18 protein-coding genes are annotated in these 17,851 nt (G+C 62.4%); 14 read left to right on the top strand and 4 right to left on the bottom strand.

The window, feature by feature from the left end; translation table 11 throughout:
* Positions 1–42 precede the first annotated feature (42 nt).
* From FEZ60_RS15830 to FEZ60_RS15895, 14 genes are all read left to right on the top strand, one after another.
* Positions 43–1,182 (top strand): acyl-CoA dehydrogenase family protein, encoded by a 1,140-nt coding sequence (locus FEZ60_RS15830; protein ID WP_172936467.1) that lies wholly within the window; start codon positions 43–45, stop codon positions 1,180–1,182.
* 102 nt (positions 1,183–1,284) lie between these two features.
* Positions 1,285–2,073, top strand: a complete 789-nt coding sequence (locus FEZ60_RS15835) for an enoyl-CoA hydratase/isomerase family protein (RefSeq protein WP_031331690.1) — start codon at positions 1,285–1,287, stop codon at positions 2,071–2,073.
* A gap of 32 nt (positions 2,074–2,105) precedes the next feature.
* Positions 2,106–2,483 carry an OB-fold domain-containing protein gene (locus FEZ60_RS15840; RefSeq protein WP_045064295.1) on the top strand — a complete coding sequence of 126 codons (378 nt, stop codon included), beginning with the start codon at positions 2,106–2,108 and terminating at the stop codon, positions 2,481–2,483.
* Positions 2,480–3,631 (top strand): thiolase family protein, encoded by a 1,152-nt coding sequence (locus tag FEZ60_RS15845; RefSeq protein ID WP_045064296.1) that lies wholly within the window; start codon positions 2,480–2,482, stop codon positions 3,629–3,631. The genes FEZ60_RS15840 and FEZ60_RS15845 overlap by 4 nt, the downstream gene beginning before the upstream one ends.
* A 28-nt stretch (positions 3,632–3,659) precedes the next feature.
* Positions 3,660–4,868: an acyl-CoA dehydrogenase family protein gene (locus FEZ60_RS15850; RefSeq protein ID WP_021333774.1), complete on the top strand. Its 1,209-nt coding sequence runs from the start codon at positions 3,660–3,662 to the stop codon at positions 4,866–4,868.
* An 11-nt stretch (positions 4,869–4,879) separates the two neighbouring features.
* A complete protein-coding gene (locus FEZ60_RS15855; protein ID WP_202022486.1) occupies positions 4,880–5,824 on the top strand; it encodes a phosphotransferase family protein in 945 nt (314 codons plus the stop codon).
* 55 nt (positions 5,825–5,879) lie between these two features.
* Positions 5,880–7,082, top strand: a complete 1,203-nt coding sequence (locus FEZ60_RS15860) for an acyl-CoA dehydrogenase family protein (RefSeq protein ID WP_172936468.1) — start codon at positions 5,880–5,882, stop codon at positions 7,080–7,082.
* Entirely contained in the window at positions 7,079–7,837 is a 759-nt protein-coding gene (locus FEZ60_RS15865) for a glucose 1-dehydrogenase (protein ID WP_070387101.1), read from the top strand. Before FEZ60_RS15860 ends, FEZ60_RS15865 begins: the two co-directional genes overlap by 4 nt.
* 31 nt (positions 7,838–7,868) lie before the next feature.
* Positions 7,869–8,657 (top strand): SDR family oxidoreductase, encoded by a 789-nt coding sequence (locus tag FEZ60_RS15870; protein WP_021333770.1) that lies wholly within the window; start codon positions 7,869–7,871, stop codon positions 8,655–8,657.
* The gene (locus tag FEZ60_RS15875; protein ID WP_172936469.1) at positions 8,657–9,718 is read left to right on the top strand and encodes an NAD(P)-dependent alcohol dehydrogenase; all 1,062 of its coding nucleotides are present in this window, start codon (positions 8,657–8,659) and stop codon (positions 9,716–9,718) included. Before FEZ60_RS15870 ends, FEZ60_RS15875 begins: the two co-directional genes overlap by 1 nt.
* Positions 9,719–9,764: 46 nt before the next feature.
* On the top strand, positions 9,765–11,282 hold the full coding sequence (locus FEZ60_RS15880) for an AMP-binding protein (RefSeq protein ID WP_172936470.1): 1,518 nt from the start codon (positions 9,765–9,767) through the stop codon (positions 11,280–11,282).
* Between the two features lie 41 nt (positions 11,283–11,323).
* Positions 11,324–11,947: a TetR/AcrR family transcriptional regulator gene (locus FEZ60_RS15885; protein WP_045064306.1), complete on the top strand. Its 624-nt coding sequence runs from the start codon at positions 11,324–11,326 to the stop codon at positions 11,945–11,947.
* Between the two features lie 72 nt (positions 11,948–12,019).
* Positions 12,020–12,355: an EthD family reductase gene (locus tag FEZ60_RS15890; protein WP_045064307.1), complete on the top strand. Its 336-nt coding sequence runs from the start codon at positions 12,020–12,022 to the stop codon at positions 12,353–12,355.
* On the top strand, positions 12,352–13,368 hold the full coding sequence (locus FEZ60_RS15895) for an MBL fold metallo-hydrolase (protein WP_045064308.1): 1,017 nt from the start codon (positions 12,352–12,354) through the stop codon (positions 13,366–13,368). The genes FEZ60_RS15890 and FEZ60_RS15895 overlap by 4 nt, the downstream gene beginning before the upstream one ends.
* Positions 13,369–13,395: 27 nt before the next feature.
* Here FEZ60_RS15895 and FEZ60_RS15900 read toward each other — a convergent pair whose 3' ends face one another.
* Genes FEZ60_RS15900 through FEZ60_RS15915 form a run of 4 tightly spaced genes read right to left on the bottom strand, consistent with a single transcriptional unit; the run spans position 13,396 to position 17,826 of the window.
* Positions 13,396–14,160: an SDR family oxidoreductase gene (locus tag FEZ60_RS15900; protein ID WP_045064309.1), complete on the bottom strand. Its 765-nt coding sequence runs from the start codon at positions 14,158–14,160 to the stop codon at positions 13,396–13,398.
* Between the two features lie 20 nt (positions 14,161–14,180).
* The gene (locus FEZ60_RS15905; RefSeq protein WP_045064311.1) at positions 14,181–15,899 is read right to left on the bottom strand and encodes an ABC transporter permease subunit; all 1,719 of its coding nucleotides are present in this window, start codon (positions 15,897–15,899) and stop codon (positions 14,181–14,183) included.
* Positions 15,899–17,062, bottom strand: a complete 1,164-nt coding sequence (locus FEZ60_RS15910) for an ABC transporter ATP-binding protein (protein ID WP_045064313.1) — start codon at positions 17,060–17,062, stop codon at positions 15,899–15,901. The genes FEZ60_RS15905 and FEZ60_RS15910 overlap by 1 nt, the downstream gene beginning before the upstream one ends.
* A gap of 2 nt (positions 17,063–17,064) precedes the next feature.
* A complete protein-coding gene (locus FEZ60_RS15915; RefSeq protein ID WP_045066634.1) occupies positions 17,065–17,826 on the bottom strand; it encodes an SDR family NAD(P)-dependent oxidoreductase in 762 nt (253 codons plus the stop codon).
* Between the last annotated feature and the right edge of the window lie 25 nt (positions 17,827–17,851).

The raw sequence follows: 17,851 nt of genomic DNA on the forward strand, positions 1-17,851 counted from the left end.
CTCGATCCATAACCAAACTGAACTCAAGTCAAGTGGAGTGATATGAAATCGTCTACTTCCCAGGTAGAGCCCCCCTGGCCACTCTCCGAGCCCGCTGCTCTCAATCCTGGCCCCGAACAGTTGGAGCTTCGTGATGCGATTCGAGCGCTGCTCGGAAAACACGGCGGCGTAGAGCAGGCTCGGTCGGCTTCGCACACGGCCGAGGGATACTCGCCGGACCTCTGGCGGCAATTGATCGAGAATATGTCGGTCACTTCGCTCGCTGCGCCAGAAGATCGCGGCGGGCTGGGTTACGGCATGGTCGAACTCGGCATCATTCTCGAAGAGTGCGGTCGGAGTCTGGCCTGTGAGCCCGTGTTTTCCTCGGCGGTCCTGGGCGCCCAGGCACTATTGGCGGCCACGTATCCCGTTGACGAACTACTGGTCAACGTCCTCGAGGGATCCTCGGTGGCAAGCGTCAGTCCACTGACTGCCGCGACCGATCGACTCAGCGGTGTCGAAAGTGAATCCTCCTGGCTGCTCAGCGGTGAGGTCTCGGCCGTCGTAGGTGGTGCTGCTGCCGACATCGTCATCGTCTCCGCCGACACCGCCGCCGGACGGCAGATATTCGCAATTAAGACAGCCGGTCAGGTGCACTGGCGCGAGCGCGAAGTCGTCGACCCCACCCGCAGACAGGCCGACCTGACCGTAGCGGAAGTGCCGGCAGTTCCCGTGGTCGGTGCCGACGATTATGCCCGGGTCTGTACTCGGGTTCATGATTTACGGACGCTCGCAATCGCTTTCGAGAACACCGGAATTGTCGACGCCCTGCTCGAGATGACCGTCGAATACGTGAAAACCCGACACCAATTCGGGCGCCCGATCGGCTCGTTTCAAGCCGTCAAGCACCGACTGGCCGACGTACTCGTGCTGCTCGAGCGCGCTCGATCGGCAAGCAGATATGCCGCAGCCGTATACGACGAGGCCCCGGACACTGCCCGATTGGCGATCGCGGTGGCCGGCGCCGTCTGCACCGACGCGGCCATCGACGCCGCGGCCGAGGCCGTGCAATTGCATGGCGGCGTCGGCTTCACGTGGGAACACCCGGCACACTCCTATTTCCGTCGCGCATTGGGAAACGAAGCAGTACAGGGCGATTCGCGCTCTCATCGCGCACGCATCGCAGAACTGATCGGTATTTGACTGTTCGGAAAATGCCACCGACGCCGGGTATTGACGCAACGTCACCCGATCTGCATACTGAAGTGAATCCAGTTCAATTTACATCCACACGAAAGGCTCATGATGATCGAGACCGACCACATCCTGTTGGAGAAAGACGGAGACATCGCACGGGTTTGGCTCAACCGCCCGCACAAGAAGAACGCGGTCACCGTTGAACTGCTGCACCGCCTCGACGAGATCATTGTCGAGGTCGACAACGATCCGAACCTCAAGGTTCTGGTGCTACGTGGCGTCAACAACACGTTCTGCTCAGGTTTCGACCTGGACGAGCTGCTCTCCGACTTCATCGGCAGCACCACAGCGATGGACGTCGCCGTGCTTTCGGCCAAGGTCTGCGACCGTCTCTACTCGATGAACACACCCTCGATCGCAGTCCTCGAAGGCTACGTCACCGCAGGTGGTTTCGAACTGATGATCTCGTGCGACTTCGCGATCGCATCGGATGACGCCAAGATCGGCGACTTCCACATCCGTCGCGCACTCTTCGGTGGCGCCGGCCCGATCTACCGCCTTCCCCGCATGATCGGGGTTCGCAAGACCAAGGAGCTCATGCTCACCGGCAAGCTGCTCTCGGGCACCGAGGCCGCTGCATTCGACCTGATCAATGCTTCGGCACCGGCCGATCAGCTCGATCAGACCGTGGCAGACTTCGCCGCGACTCTGACCGACAAGAGCCCGTTCATGATGAAGCTCACCAAGATGTGCATCGACAAGGGCCTCGACGCCGACATCCAGTCGCTCATGGTCATGGAGCACTTGGCCGTCGGCAACGCACTGCAGTCGGAAGACGGCAAGGAAGGCGTCACCGCATTCCTCGAGAAGCGTGATCCGGTGTGGGTCGGCCGCTGATCTGATTCACCCCGAGACCTGAAGGGATAGGCATGGCAGAGAAGACAGCAATCGTGCTCGAAGGCAGCCGGTGCACGGTGTGCGCCACGGTGGCCTTTCCGGCCGGCGTCATGTGCAGCAAGTGCGCAACGCCAACGGCGGCACCTCTCGATTTGAGTACCCGAGGTGTGCTGTGGGCGTACACGATTCAACGTTTTCCTCCGAAATCGCCGCCGTATGTACCGCCCGCCGGAGGGTTCACTCCTTTCGCGGTCGGTTACATCGAACTCCCCGAAGGAATCAAGGTCGAGGCAATAATCGACTGTGAAGACTTCGACGGACTGGATCAGGCACCGGTGACGTTGGTCGCCACCTCACCGGTGCCCCGGTTCGCCGTCGATCGTGACGCGAAGCAAGGAGCAACCAAGTGACGCAGCCTATTTCGATCGTCGGAGCCGGGCTCTCGAAGTTCGGCCGGCAACCGGGAGTGAGTGGGCGTGCCATGGCCGTCACCGCGATCGGCGCTGCGCTCGATGATGCCGGACTTTCATGGCCCGACGTCCAGGTCGCCTTCGGCGGCAGTGACGGATCCGGGCTGGCCGACACCTTGGTGGCCGAACTCGGTTTCACCGGAATACCTTTCACCAACGTCAAGAACGGTTGCGCAACCGGCGGTAGCGCACTCTTCTCGGCGGTCAATGCAGTTCGCTCGGGTGCAGCCGAGATCGCACTGGCGGTCGGCTTCGACAAGCACCCACGGGGGGCATTCGATCCCCGACCGGAAGAATGGGGCCTGCCGGACGGATACGGCGAGGCCGGTCTGATGGTCACCACACAATTCTTCGGAGCCAAGATCTCGCGCTATATGCGCCAGCACAACATCTCGGCCGACACCCTGGCCCGCGTGGCCGAGAAGGCTTATCGAAACGGCGTTCTCAATCCGAACGCCTGGCGCCGGGAGGCGATGTCCGCCGAGACCATCGCGACAGCCGACATGGTCAACGACCCGCTCACCCGTTACATGTTCTGCTCACCCGGAGAAGGCGCCGCCGCGATCGTGGTTGCCAGCGAGAGCGCAACCAAAGCGCTCGCCGCGCGAGCGGTCACACTTCGGGCAATCACCCATCGCACCCGAAGGTTCGGCTCCTTCGAGGTTTTCAGCCCGGCCGTGCAAGGCAACGGTGAACCGACCAGTGTCAGTGCGGACGCCGCGCGGGCAGCCTTCGAGCAGGCAGGCATCTCCCCCGGCGAAGTCGACGTGGCTCAGCTGCAGGACACCGAGAGCGGTGCCGAAATTATGCACATGGCCGAGTGCGGCTTCTGTGAACCCGGCGAACAGGAATCGATGATTGCGGCCGGCGAGACAGAGATTGGCGGCCGCATTCCGATCAACACCGACGGTGGATGCATCGCCAACGGTGAGCCGATCGGTGCGTCGGGCCTGCGGCAGGTGCACGAGATAGTCACCCAACTTCGTGGTGAGGCGGGTGCCCGTCAGGTTCCCGGTACTCCCCGGATCGGGTTCACCCACGTATACGGCGCACCGGGCATCAGTGCCTGCACCGTATTGTCCGTATGAGTTTGCGAAGACGACTGAGGGCAGATCAGTGACACCACAAACGATTCCAGGTCTCGACGCGTTCACCGAGGAAGCCATCGCCTGGTTGCGTGGCGTCGCCGCACCTCGCACCGAATCGGTGTGGGGCGTTGGTTCGGATTCGGTGGCGGTATTCGAGAATTGGACCGCCGAGCAAGAGCGCGAGCACACCGACGAAATCTCGCGCTACGAACAGGCGAAGTTCGATGCCGGCTGGGGAGCACTGAGTTGGCCGCCCGAACGCGGCGGTCGCAGCCTGCCGCTGTCATACGTGTTAGCTTTCCGCCGGGCTGAGGAATCGTTCGACGTGCCGCGGCGGACCGAGATGTTCTCGGTTACACAGCAATTGATCGCGCCGACCATCGAGCAGTGGGGCACCGACGAGCAGAAGGAACGCTACGTGCGCGCGATGCTTCGCACGGACATCATTGCCTGCCAACTGTTCTCCGAGACCGAGGCCGGATCGGACCTGGCTGCCGTCCGCACCAAGGCGGTGCGCAGCGAAGCCGGCACGTGGACTCTCGACGGGCACAAGGTGTGGACCTCCGGCGCGCTGGTGGCGGACTACGGAGTTGCGGTGTGCCGTACCGACGCCACCGTCGCGAAACATGCCGGGCTCACCATGTTCCTGGTCCCGATGAACGCACCTGGCGTGACCATACGCCCGATCCGGCAGATGACCGGCGGCAGCTCGTTCAACGAGGTGTACCTCGACGGCGTCGAACTCGAAGACACGTATCGACTCGGTCCGGTCGGCAAGGGTTGGCAGGTTGCTCTTACCGTGCTGGCGGCCGAACGTCTGGACGGCGGAAATCTGGGTCTGGCCAACGCAGATCAGGCAATTGCACTCGCACAGAACCTCGAACGCGAGCTGACCGAAATCGAGAAGGACAAGGTGGCCGACCTGGTCGCCAGGAGCTATCTACAGCGCGTGAGCAATATGCGGGTGGCCGGGGCGATGCTTGCCGGCAACGAGCCGGGTCCTGAAGCCTCACTCGGAAAGTTGTTGGCTACCGACACCATGGCCAGAACGTCTGAAGTTGCCCGTTTGCTGCTCGGCCGTGAACTTACCGCCGATTCCGGTCGATGGGGAACGTTCGCGTGGTCCGAACACGCACTCGGCGCCCCCGGATACCGAATTGCGGGCGGCACCGACGAGATTCAGCACAACATCATCTCCGAGCGCGTGCTCGGTCTACCAAGGGAGCCGCGACCGTGACCAGTTCGTCTCTGCAAGAACGGGTCGCCGCCAAACTACTGGCGGACTGCGGCGCGACGTTAACCGACTTCCAGCCGCTACTCGGTGGACACTCCGGACTGACGTACCGCGCCACCACCTCGACCGGTGACGTGGTGATCAAGGCGGTGCCGGAAGGCCAGCGATCCATCGGCAGGCACGACATGCTGCGACAGGCGCATATTCTGCAGGCGCTGGCCGGCACCGAAGTTCCGGTGCCGCGCGTAGTTGTCGTCGACGAGATCGAGCCAGCGTGGTTTGCCATGGAATTTGTTGCAGGCGAGTCACTCGAGCCCGTGCTCGACGACCCGGCCGTCGATCCGGTGCTCGCTGCCAATCGAATGCGTCGTGCCGCTGCAGTCCTACCGCGACTGCATGAGGTGGACCTGGCCACCATTGCAGGGCTCGCAGATCCCCTGACACCGGCAGACGAGCTCGAGCGCTGGGCCAAGACGCTGGGCGCAGTGCCACCGGAATTGGTTGTCGGCGCCGATCGTCTGTTGGAACTGTTGCGCTCCGACATTCCCGAACCTATCGAACCCACACTGGTGCACGGTGATTACCGTCTCGGCAACATCATCTCCGACGGACTGGAGCCAGTTGCACTCATCGACTGGGAAATCTGGTCTGCCGGAGATCCACGAGTCGAACTGGGCTGGTTCCTGGTATTCGCCGACGGTTCGAACTTCCCCGGTGTCGGTCGGGAAGTCACCGGACTGCCGAGCGCCGAAGAGTTGGTCGCGCTGTACACCGGAGCGGGTCCCGCACTCCCCGAACTCAACTGGTTCGACGCACTCGGCCGATTGAAGATGGCGGCGATCATGGGCCACAACCTGCGTCGGCACCGCGAGGGTCGCCATCATGATCCGGATCAGGAGAAGCTGCCCGACACCATCAACCGGTTGATCGAGACCGGTACCGCTCTCCTGCGTCCCTAGATCTTCTAGGCCGCTGGTCTTTTGCGTCGCTGATAATCACCTAAGGAGACCTACCGTGGATTTCGCCTATTCCCCGCGGACCGAGGAACTGCTCGGCAAGCTCGAATCTTTCATGGCCGATTACGTCTATCCGGCGGAATCGGTGTACGACGCCCAGGTCGCTGCCAACGACAACCCGCACGAACAGCCCCAGATCATGCGCGATCTGCAGGCGAAGGCACGCGAATTGGGTCTGTGGAATCTGTTCATGACGCACGACGGACTCGGTGCCGGGCTCACCAATCTCGAATACGCTCCGCTGGCTGAGATCGTCGGCCGCTCCATCATCGGTAACGAGACGATCAACTGCTCGGCTCCCGATACCGGAAACATGGAGATCCTCGCCATGTTCGGCACGAACGAACAGAAGGCGCAGTGGTTGAAGCCGTTGCTGGACTGCAGTATTCGTTCGGCTTTTGCGATGACCGAACCGGCCGTGGCAAGTTCGGATGCGACAAACATTCGATCGACTATCCAACGTGATGGTGACGAATACGTGCTCAACGGCCGTAAGTGGTACACCTCCGGCATCCTCGATCCTGACTGCAAGCTCATGATCTTCATGGGCAAGTCGGATCCCGAAGGCCCGACCTACCGACAGCAGAGCATGATCCTGGTACCGGCCGACGCGCCCGGCGTTGAGGTCATTCGGGACCTGCCGATGTTCGGCTTCCAAGACCGACTCGGCCACGGCGAAGTTCAATTCACCGATGTTCGGGTACCGGCTGCAAACATGCTCGGCGCCGAGGGCGACGGATTCGCCATCGCACAGGGACGCCTGGGCCCCGGCCGGATGCACTACGCGATGCGCGCAGTCGGTATGGCAGAACGGGCACTGGACATGATGTGTAAGCGCGCGCTCGAAAGGGAAGCGTTCGGAGGCCCCCTTGCCGACCGCGGCGTAGTGCGTGAATGGATTGCCCGCAGCCGCATCGAGATCGACCAAATCAGGTTGCTCGTACTCAAGTCGGCTTGGTTGATGGATACCCAGGGCAACGCGTCTGCGCGCTCGGAAGTGGCCGCCATCAAGGTGGCAGCAATGGAAGTTGCGCACAAGGTTGTCGACCGCGCGGTGCAGACCTACGGCGCCGCCGGAGTCAGCAACGACACGATCCTGGCTCGGCTGTATGCGATTACCCGCGCCCTGCAGATTGCAGACGGACCCAGCGAGGTTCATCTGCGCACCATTGCCCGCCTCGAGGTGAAGAAGCACAAATGAGTACACCAGAATTGACCGGTAAGGTCGCGCTCGTGACCGGCGCGAGTCGCGGTTTGGGACTGGCCATCGCGCGCGGACTCCGGGACGCGGGCGCGACCGTGATCGTGTCCAGCCGAAAGCTCGAGTCCTGCCGCGAAGCGGTGGCGTCGCTCGGTGACACCGGCCCGGGAACCGCTCACCCGTTCGCTCTGCACGTCGGGCACTGGGACAGTATCGAGCCCGCCGTCGACCAGATCATTGCCGAATTCGGCAGCCTCGACATCGTGGTCAACAATGCCGGCATCGCACCGCTGGCCGACAACTTACTCTCCGTCTCGGAAGGACTGTGGGACAAGACTATCGAGGTCAACGTCAAGGGACCTTTCCGGCTGATGGCCGTGGCGGGAGACCGGATGCGGGCGGCCGGCGGCGGCTCGATCATCAACATCTCCAGTATCGGTGCGGAGCGCCCGAGCCCGCCGGAAGCGATGTACGCTGCGGCCAAGAACGGCCTCAATGCGCTCACCCGGGCGTTTGCTCAGGAGTATGCACCGACGGTGCGGGTCAACTGTGTGATGCCAGGTGGTTTCGCCACCGACATGGCCGAGAACTGGGACGACGAGTTCATCGGAAAGATCGTGGACCGTCTGCCTGCCGGGCGACTGGGCCGGCCGGAGGAGATCGCCGGTCTGGTGACGCACCTGGCCTCGGATGCCGCCGGCTACACGACCGGCGCGCTCATCCCGGTCGACGGCGGCCGAACCGCCGTGTACTGACGCTGCGATGTCCTGATATCGCAGTAAAGCCATGACAGACAATGGATTCGAAGGTGGACAGATGCTGACCGAGATGTTCGGACTGGCCGGACGGGTAGCGATCGTGACGGGTGCGTCGTCTGGTCTCGGAATGGGGTTTGCGCGCACACTGGCCAGTGCCGGGGCCACGGTGTACGCCGCGGCCCGCCGGCTCGACCGCCTGCAGGACTTGGCAGCCGAGGTACCGGGAATTGTTCCGGTTCGTTGCGACATCACTGACGACGCTGATCGGCGCGCCCTGATCGACGGGTGTTACGAACAGTCCGGACGGCTGGACGTACTCGTCAACAATGCCGGCATGCCGGGACCGCCGAACGCCGAGGACGAAACCATCGCGGGATTCAATTCGGTACTCGAGCTCAATCTGGTATCCGGATTTCACCTGGCGACCTACGCCTCGACCCGACTTCCGGAGAACGAACGCGCGTCGTACATCAACATCTCCTCGGTGATCGGGCTGGTGTCCACGGCCCCGATCGGTGGCGCGAGCTATGCGGCCTCCAAGGCCGGAGCACTCGGCTTGACCCGGGAATTGGCCGGTCAGTGGGGACGCAGGGGGATCCGCGTGAACTCCGTCGTGCCTGGGTGGTTCGATACGGAGATGACCGACGGACTGTTCAGCAATGACAAATCGGCGGGGTGGGTGCGTAAGAACACCATGCTCGGCCGCGGCGGGGTCGAAGGTGAGATAAACGGCGCAGTGCTGTTCCTGGCCTCGGATGCCTCCTCGTACATGACCGGCCAGGCGCTGGTTGTCGACGGTGGTTGGACGGCGCGCTGATGTTGGCAGTCCAGCTGACGGCGTGGGGTCAGCCTCCGCAGGTGCGTGAGATCCCCGTACCCGAGCCCGCTGAGGGGCAACTGTTGATCAAAGTCGGCGCCGCTGGTCTGTGCCGCTCGGATCTGCACGTCATGGATTCGCCCGCCGGACGTTTCGATTACCCGTTGCCGCTCACACTCGGCCATGAGGTTGCCGGTACCGTCGTCGGTGCGGGACCGCTGGCCGATCACGCGTGGATCGGTGAAAATGTTGTCATTCATGGTGTTTGGCCATGTGGCCGGTGCCGCAATTGCCGGCGCGAGCGCGAGAACTACTGCTTGGAGAAAGTCCCGCGTGGGGACGGCCGACTCAGCCCGATCGGAAACGGGTTGGGCCATCCGGGCGGGCTGGCGGAATACCTGCTGGTGCCCTCGGAAGCGGTTCTCGTTCGCGTCGGTTCACTGAGCCCCGAGCAGGCCGCTCCGCTCGCCGACGCCGGCCTGACCGCATATCATGCGATCCGGACCAACAGCGACCTCATCGACTCGGACACTGTGGCTTTGGTGATAGGAATCGGCGGTCTCGGCCATCTGGCGGTGCAGATCCTGCGCTCTTTCGGCGTCACAGACATCATCGCCGTCGAGACAAGAACCCAGACACACGCTCTCGCGCTCGAATCGGGAGCACGCGCGTGTTTTGCGACGCTCGCAGAAGCGGCAGAGGCTGTGGCGAGCCTCGGCGGTGCCGACGTGGTCTTCGACTTTGTCGGGGCTCAGGCGACGGTCGAACCCGCTCCGGCGCTTCTCGCTCCCGGCGGCCGAGTTGTCGTCGTGGGAAGTGCGGGCGGGCAACTGACTGTCGGCAAAAGCCTTGGTTTGGTCAACGGCTGGCAAGTTCGGGCGCCGTTCTGGGGCACCATCGAGGACCTGCGTCAGGTGGTCGAACTCGCCGGTGCAGGAAAGCTGCATGCCGAGGTGACCACGTTCCCGTTCGACAGCGCACTGAAGGCATACGATCGCCTGCGTTCAGGCGATCTGTCCGGCCGCGCCGTACTGGTTCCCACAGCCCCTTCATCGCTGTAAACATCCAACACACAATCGAACTCGAAGACGGAAGAGGGACGCCGCAGTGAAGTTGCTGGCACAGGAGATGCTCGTCCGGGCGGAAGGCAATCCGGCCGAGATTGCGGTGATCGACGAGTTAGGTTCTCACACAATCGGTTCGATCGTCGAGGCGGCTCGCTCGCTGGCCGATACCATCGCTTCGCTCGACGGCGGGGCGCCGACTGCGCTCATTCAGGCCGACAATACGTGGCAGACGGTGGCTACCGCCCTCGCGATCGGACTTCGCGGCGGCGTAGTGGCGGTCTTCAGTCCACACGCCACCGAATCCGAGTTCGAGATGGCGATCGACGACATCGACCCGGATCTCGTGGTGGCCGATGCCGACGCACTGACCCGCTGGGGCATCAAGGACGACCAGTTTGCCGGTTCGGTAGCCGCTTTCGGAACGCGAGTGCTCCGGTCTCGGCAGGGGGATTTCGCCTCGGTTGAGCGCTGGCGCGGCGGCACCGCGATCGCGATGACCTCCGGTTCGACCGGTCGCCCGAAGTGTGTCGTCCAGTCCGAGGAGGCAATCCGCTACGCGTGCCGGAGCACCATCGATACTGTCGGATTGCAACAGGGTGAGGCGGTCGGCGCTTTTGTGCCGCTGTCGTCCGTCGCAGCTTTCTGTTTCGGGATGTATCTGCCTGCTTACCTTGGCGGACAGATGGTTTCGATCGCCAAGTGGTCGCCTGCGGTAGCACTGGAGGCAATGGCGAAGCACCGGGTCGCCTGGACGATGCTGGTACCGACCATGGCCCTGCAGCTCTCGGTTACCGAAAGGGCTGACGGTAAGCTCTCGGCGATGCGCGCCCTGACGGTTGGTGGCGGTCCGATGAACGAGCGCACACTCGGGAACGCCGAAACCGTCCTGGGTACCACCTTTCTTCGAGTATTCGGCATGTCCGAATGCCTGGGCCACACGACCCCACGTCTGGACGATCCGCCGGCCGTCCGACTGGGGCGGGACGGACGTCCGTTCCCCGGCACCGTCGTTCGAGCGGTCGACACCGCCGGGGCGCTGCTCACCGCAGGCGAGATCGGTGACGCCCAGGTGAAGGGACCGTCACTGTTCGTCGGTTATGCGCGCGGCGGTGCTCCGGTACTGCCCGAGCTCACCGCGGACGGCTTCCTGCCGACGGGCGATCTGGTCGAAGTCGGTGAAGACGGATCGATCTGCGTCATGGGACGCCAGAAACAAATCATCATCCGCGGCGGCCGCAATATCGACATCAACGAAATGGAATCTGCGATCGCGTCGTTGCCCGCAGTGGTTCAGGTTTGCGTGGTGCCGGTGCCGGACGACCTTCTGGGCGAACGGGCGGCGGCCCTCGTCGTCACGGGTGGTGCGCCGCTGACGCTGGCGGAGGCGACTACTCAACTCGGCGAAAAAGGCTTCCCGAAGTTCAAGTGGCCTGAGTACCTCTTCTCCGTCGATGACCTTCCACAAAATCGTGTAGGAAAGTTGTCGCGGCTCGATGCGGTGCGGATCGCGTCCGGTTTGGCCACGCAAACTGATCCGAATTCACCTCAAGCCGGGTAAGGTTTGACGAACTAACAGTTTTCGTACCATAGAGGACCTTCATGACTACAGATGCCCAGGCGCGCCGCGAAGGCCCGCGGTCGAAGCGGACGCTCATCCTTTCTGTCGCCGTCGATCAATTCGGCAAGGTTGGATACGAGCACACCAAATGGGCGTCGATAGCGGACGAGGTCGGTATCGGCCAGACTGCGCTCTATCACTATTTCGAGTCCAAGGCACACTGCTTGCTCACTATCATGCGGCTGGAGCTTGCCGACTCGCTCGAGCGGTTCGTCGACGCTACCGAGGGTGTATCTCCGCCGGAGGAAGCGTTGCGTACCGCCGTGATGGCCTCGCTCGCAGCCTCGCCGCGCGACGCGCTGCAGCGTCGGATCCTGCAAAATCATATGGATCTCCTGGCCACTGAGCGCCAGTCCGCGAACGAAGAAGCCGAGCGTCTCAAGTCACGCGAACTCGTCCAAGAAATTGAGCAGCAGTGGACGGATCTGATCGCGAGCGGAATCAAGGAAGGCGTCTTCGCCGATTCCGATCCTCGCTTGATGGGCCGACTCGTCTTGGCCCTCGTGATCAGTGTTTGGCGTTGGTACCGGCCGGACGGCAAACTCAGCCTGACCGAGATCGCCGAGCGAGTCACCGATGCGGCTCTGCGGATGGTGCGCGCGTAGGTCGCTCCGAGCGCGGTGAGTAGCCGTTCGGCCTGCCCATCGAAACCAAAGTGAATTCAATTAGGAGTTGACATGTACAATCTCGTTCTCGTCGCATCCCGGCCCGCCGACTGGACCCATGAGCAGTTCATCACATGGTGGCGCGGCGAACACGCGGACGTCACCTATCCCCTTCCCGGTCTGCTGCGATGGCAGCACACCGAATTGCTCGAAGCCTTCGGCAGCAAGTCGGAGGGGTGGGATGGCTTGTCCGTCTTGAGTTTCGAATCGCGGGAGGCACTCGAAGCCGCGCTGGCGAGTCCACAATGGCAGGCCGCCGTTGATCACGTCGGCACCATGGGTGGCCGCCGGATGATGTGGTACGGCGACGAAAAGACCATGGTGCCACTCGTCGACAGCGGAGAATGACCGATTCTTGGGATCGGCCCGGTTGCTATCGCGTCGCCGACGGTGTTTTCCGGATCCCATTGCAGATGCCGCAGGACGGCCTGCGTGCAATCAACGTCTACGCGCTCGAGACCACGCGCGGACTGGCGCTGGTCGACGGCGGTTGGCATCGGAACAGCACGCACGCCGAGCTGTCCGACGCCCTGGCGCTGATCGGTCGTAGCCCGGCGGAGATTCACGACATCTATGTCACGCATGTCCACCGTGACCACTACACGTTTGCCGTTGAGCTGCGTCGACGGCATGGTTCGCGAATCCACCTCGGCGCAGCAGAATCTCCCGGGATTGCCGCAATCGCCAAGCTGGGCAACAATGTTCCGGAGAGCTCAATCCTTCAGCTGCACCGATCCGGCGCGGTGACAATCGCCGAGCAGGTCTATCGGGACTCGGTCGACGAACCGTTCGAGCCCTCGGACTGGGAGGCTCCCGATCACTGGCTCTCCCCCGGCGCCCTCGATATTCCGGGCCATCGTTTCTCCGCGGTACACACTCCCGGACACACCAAGGGGCACATGGTTTTTCATGACCTCGACCGCGGCATTTCTTTCACCGGAGACCACGTACTGCCGACGATCACGCCGTCGATCGGATTCGAGCTCGGCGACTGGGAACTGCCACTCGGAGCATACCTCCGCTCGCTGGAGATGATGCTCGACGACCGGGACCGCATCATGATGCCGGCGCACGGCGACACAGGTGCCAGTCTGCACGCGCGGTGCCGGGAGTTGTTGGCGCACCACGATTATCGGCTAGATCAGACCGCTTCTGCGGTAGTCGAACTGCGCGAGGCCTCAGGTCTGCAAGTGGCGCAGGTGCTGACCTGGACCCGGCGCGAACGCGGCTTCGATTCTCTCGATACGTTCAACCAGATGGTAGCCACGTGCGAGACGCTTGCCCACCTCGACGTGCTCGTCGACCGTGGGCAGTTGTCCGTGCAGAACAAGAACGGGGTGGATCTCTTCAGTTCGAACTGAAGAGATCCACCCCGTTTGTCGCAGGTCTCAGGCGCAGGTCCAACCGCCGTCGACATAAAGCTCGGTGCCGGTGATGAACGTCGAGTCGTCGCCCGCCAGGAAAGCAACGGCGGCAGCAACTTCTGAGCCCGTGCCGAGTCGGCCCATCGGCGTATTCGCAATCATTGCCTGATGCCGCTCACTACCCTCGTAGCGCTGCAGCAGTTGCTGGGTCTCGATAAATCCAGGATGCACCGAATTCACGCGCACACCTTTTGTAGCCCAATGCAATGCGGCGTTCTTTGTCATCGTGCGGACCGCACCCTTGGCGGCCGCGTAGGCGAAGCTGTTACCCAGTCCGCCGACCGTGCCGAGGATCGAGCAGATGTTGACGACCGAACCGCCACCGGTGCTTTCGATGTAGGCCCCGGCATACTTCATGCCGAGCCAGGTTCCCGTCTGACTGACCTCGATGACTTTGTTGTACCGATCGAGGTCTTCGTCGACAACGGAAGCCAGACTACCGATTGCACCGTTGTTCACCACGGCGTCGAGTCGCGAATACCGCTCGGCGACGGCCTCGATGACGCTCTGCCATTGCTCTTCTCGAGCGATGTCGAGAGCGAGCGCCTGATGTCCATCGGGCTGATCCTGCTTCGCGACCAGTTCGGCGCACGCGTCACCACTGATGTCGGTGACGATCACCGCAGCACCTTCGGCCACGAGTCGGCCGACGATATCGACGCCGATACCGCCTGTGGCTCCGGTTACCAGTACTACCTTCTCGTGCAAACGCGTATTGCCTACCGACATCGTTTCAGCTTCTCTTTCTGTCACAGCTTGCTCAGGACGTTACGACCGCCGACAAGCATGGCGATGGCGACGCCGATCGTGGTCACTGCGGTCATCAGCAGCGCCATGGCGGCCACCATCGGATACGAACCGTTCTGCCACATGTCGAACAGCAGCGTTCCCATAACCTGAGTGGTGGAAGCGCGCACCAGCAGCGAGGCGGCGAACTCGTGCGTCAGGAGAATGAACATCAACGCGACGGCACTGAGAATCGTCGGACGCATGAGCGGCAACATGATTCGCAGCGTCGTAACGAAGGGGGATGCACCGCTGGTGGCCGAAGCCTCGTTGTATGTGTTTCCGAGCGCGAGCATAGCTGTCATCTGCATCCGTGTGGCGAACGGCAACATCAGAACGATGTAGACCAGGATGATGACCGTGCGGGTGCCGTACAGGATGAGCGGCGGTTCAGTGTACGTCAGCAGGAAGCCGACGCCGAAGATCACCGCGGGGATGCCGAGGGGCAGGGCGGTCATCAGATCGGCCAGCAAGGCCAGGATCTTGAAGCGGCGCCCGCGGACCAGGAGGTTGGCCAGCGCGTACCCGATCGGAATACAGATGATCACCGCACCCAGTGAGGTAAGTACGCTGGTAACAACAGATTCGGTGATCGCATTGGTCGACCACAGTTCCCGGAAGTTATCCAGGGTCAGTAGACCCCACGACAGCGATCCGGACCAGTACGGCGTCAGCGAGACGATGATCAGCCCAATCAGCGGAATGACCAGTGCGAACATCGAAAAGATCACCACGGTGGCCGTCGCCCAGGTGGCCCGCCCGGTGGACGAGGCAAAAGCCTTCCCTCCGTGCGTGACAAACCGAGTTTGGTTGCCCAACAGGACCTTCTGAACCAGGACGAGCACCAAACCGAAGATCACCAGTGGTGAACCGGCCGCTGCTGCGGCTGCGAAATCCGAAGGAGACTCGGACACCCGGCGGTACATTTCCGTGGTCAGGACCTTGACCCCCGAATTCTGTCCGAGCAGCAGCGGACCCGTGAACTGCCCCAAACCGAGCAGCAGCGCAATTCCGCCGCCGTAGATCAGCGAAGGCCGCAGCAACGGCAGAACAATCTTGAAGAAGATTCCGACCGTCGACGATCCGCTCACCTGAGCGGCTTCGAGATGTTCCGAACTGATGTTCTGCATGCCGGAGCTGACGAACAGGTAGACGAACGACGTGAGGCCGAATCCTGTGAGAATTACGATCCACGGAACGGTGTACACGTCGATGGGTCCGGTGTCGGATCCACTCCACCACGGAAGCTTTCGCAAAATCACGTTGAAGTAACCGGGACCGGGCGACAGCAGGAAGGCCCAGCCGACGATGTTCGCGACAGCAGGCATGACGATCGGGAGAATGGGGACGATGCGAAGCCAACCCAGCTTCTCCGGGAGTCGACTGGCCGCGAAGGCGAGTACGGTACCCAGGACCATCGCAATCACGAGCGAACCGAATGCCAGGGCGATCGTCGTCCAGATGGCCTCGGCAACGTCGTACCGTCCGTACTGAGTACGGTAACCCGCGGCACCGTCCTCGAACGCAAGCACCTGAAGCCGAATCATCGGCAGCACTACGAGATACGCAAGAACCGCGATCAGAATCGCGTAGCCGATGCGCGCCTGCCACTGCCGTGAAATCGAGAACGACTTGACGGATCCGCCGGCCGTGGCGGTTGCGGTTGCGGTTGCGGTGGCCATCAGGATCGATCTCCTGCACCCTGCGCGACCAACTCGGGAATCACCGCTTCGGCTCCGTCTGGATGCGTGTACACCCTCAGGCTCGAGGGCGAGAAACTGATCACCATCGGCATTCCGGGCGCACTGCTGCGCAGCGTGGCGCTGTGCTTAGCGGCACCGGCGCGCAACGACAGTTCCTCGCTACCGGTCTTGACCAAAACGTCGAAGTGTCGTCCGGCGTACTCGTACGTCACCAGTTCGGCGTGCAGTGCAACGTTTCCGGCCGGCACCTCGTCCATCGATGAGTGCATCTGCACGTCGTCCGGGCGGAACCGTGCCACTGCGGCGTTGCCTTCATCGGCCCGATCGCGTACGACGGCGTTGCTGAGATCGATGACGTCGTTGGCGCTGGTGATCCAACCATCATGGCCGCGACGCAGTTCCAGCCGATTACCCATGCCGATGAATGCGGCGACGTACTCGGACACCGGATTCTCGAACACGTGTTCCGGCGCGTCGTACTGTTCGATCTTGCCGGACTTCATGATTGCGATCCGATCGGCAAGAGCGAAAGCCTCGGCCTGATCGTGCGTGACGAAAACGGCGGTGAAACCGAGGCTTTGATGCAGCTGATGGATCTGGGAGCGTACCTGGTCTCGAAGGCGTGCGTCCAAGTTGCTCAGGGGTTCGTCGAACAAGACCAGATCCGGTTGCGCAACGAGGCCACGGGCCACAGCAACTCGCTGTTGCTGCCCACCACTGAGCTGCGACGGGTACCGATCGAGCAGCGCGCCGCAATCGACCATCTCGGCAGCCTTCTCCACCGCACCGTCGGCGATGGCCTGTCTGAGCTTGCGGACCTTGAGCGGGTATCGGATGTTGTCCCGGACCGTCATGTGCGGCCAGAGCGCATACGACTGGAACACCATGCCGATGTTCCGCTTGTGTGCGGGGACATCGGTTTTGGTGGAGGCGTCGAATACCTGCCTTCCGCCGAACGAGATCGAGCCGCCCTGAGGGGTTTCCAATCCTGCCAGGCACCGCAGCGTCGTGGTCTTGCCGCAACCACTCGGACCGAGCAGGACAAGGAACTCGCCCTGCTCGATTTCGAGATCGAGTTGATCGACCACCACGTTCGATCCGTAGGTCTTCGTGAGACCTGTAACTGCGAATTGTGATGCCATCTCTATACTTTCTCGTTCGAAATTTTGGGGGTGCGGACGCCGGCTGCCTGGCCGCCGTCCACGAGGAGATCCGTTCCGGTTACGTAGCTGCTGTCGTCGGCCGCGAGGAAGCGAATGACCTTGGCAACCTCTTCCGGCGCGCCACGGCGTTGCATCGGGATACTCCGTACGTACGCCTCGACGTCGTCGTTTGCGAAGTCCGATACCGACGTGATTTCGGTTTCGATGCTGCCGGGGCAGACGGAGTTGACTCGGATACCGCGGTCGGCAAGCTCGAGTGCTGCCACCTTGGTCAGGGCACGGACACCGAATTTCGCTGCGCCGTATGCACCCAACTCGGCCGTTGCCAGCACGCCACGCAATGACGCGAGATTGATGACGGACCCGCCATCCGCCATCGATGCGGCCGCGGCCTTCAGCCCGAGGAAAGTACCGACGAGATTCAGGTCGATCATCCGGCGAAACTGGTCGAGCGTCGTATCTGCCAGAGTCGCCTTCATCGCAGCTCCGGCGCTGTTGACCAGTACCGTGATGTCGTGGCCGGCCGCCGCCATCGCGGCTGTTGCTTCGGCCCAGTCAGTTTCGCTCGTCACGTCGAGATGACGGTAGTACGCGTTTGCGCCCAACGTCGCAGTGAATGCGCGACCGGCGTCGTCGTTGACATCGGTGAGGTACACGGTCGCGCCGTGCGCGACGAACAGTTCGGCGCAGGCTCCGCCAATGCCTCCGGATGCTCCCGTGACGAGAACGTTCGTTCCCCGCATCGAATCTGTGAGGTAATTCAAGTTC

This window comes from Rhodococcus sp. MS16 (assembly GCF_013277795.1).
GTDB lineage: Bacteria > Actinomycetota > Actinomycetes > Mycobacteriales > Mycobacteriaceae > Rhodococcus_F > Rhodococcus_F globerula.

Excerpts from the sequence above, each read along its gene's own strand:
- FEZ60_RS15910 (WP_045064313.1), bottom strand. The coding sequence starts at position 17,062 with ATGGCATCACAATTCGCAGTTACAGGTCTCACGAAGACCTACGGATCG.
- FEZ60_RS15870 (WP_021333770.1), top strand. The coding sequence starts at position 7,869 with ATGACAGACAATGGATTCGAAGGTGGACAGATGCTGACCGAGATGTTC.
- FEZ60_RS15900 (WP_045064309.1), bottom strand. The coding sequence starts at position 14,160 with ATGTCGGTAGGCAATACGCGTTTGCACGAGAAGGTAGTACTGGTAACC.
- FEZ60_RS15885 (WP_045064306.1), top strand. The coding sequence starts at position 11,324 with ATGACTACAGATGCCCAGGCGCGCCGCGAAGGCCCGCGGTCGAAGCGG.
- FEZ60_RS15890 (WP_045064307.1), top strand. The coding sequence starts at position 12,020 with ATGTACAATCTCGTTCTCGTCGCATCCCGGCCCGCCGACTGGACCCAT.
- FEZ60_RS15915 (WP_045066634.1), bottom strand. The coding sequence starts at position 17,826 with ATGCGGGGAACGAACGTTCTCGTCACGGGAGCATCCGGAGGCATTGGC.
- FEZ60_RS15905 (WP_045064311.1), bottom strand. The coding sequence starts at position 15,899 with ATGGCCACCGCAACCGCAACCGCAACCGCCACGGCCGGCGGATCCGTC.
- FEZ60_RS15875 (WP_172936469.1), top strand. The coding sequence starts at position 8,657 with ATGTTGGCAGTCCAGCTGACGGCGTGGGGTCAGCCTCCGCAGGTGCGT.
- FEZ60_RS15895 (WP_045064308.1), top strand. The coding sequence starts at position 12,352 with ATGACCGATTCTTGGGATCGGCCCGGTTGCTATCGCGTCGCCGACGGT.
- FEZ60_RS15835 (WP_031331690.1), top strand. The coding sequence starts at position 1,285 with ATGATCGAGACCGACCACATCCTGTTGGAGAAAGACGGAGACATCGCA.
- FEZ60_RS15865 (WP_070387101.1), top strand. The coding sequence starts at position 7,079 with ATGAGTACACCAGAATTGACCGGTAAGGTCGCGCTCGTGACCGGCGCG.
- FEZ60_RS15830 (WP_172936467.1), top strand. The coding sequence starts at position 43 with ATGAAATCGTCTACTTCCCAGGTAGAGCCCCCCTGGCCACTCTCCGAG.
- FEZ60_RS15840 (WP_045064295.1), top strand. The coding sequence starts at position 2,106 with ATGGCAGAGAAGACAGCAATCGTGCTCGAAGGCAGCCGGTGCACGGTG.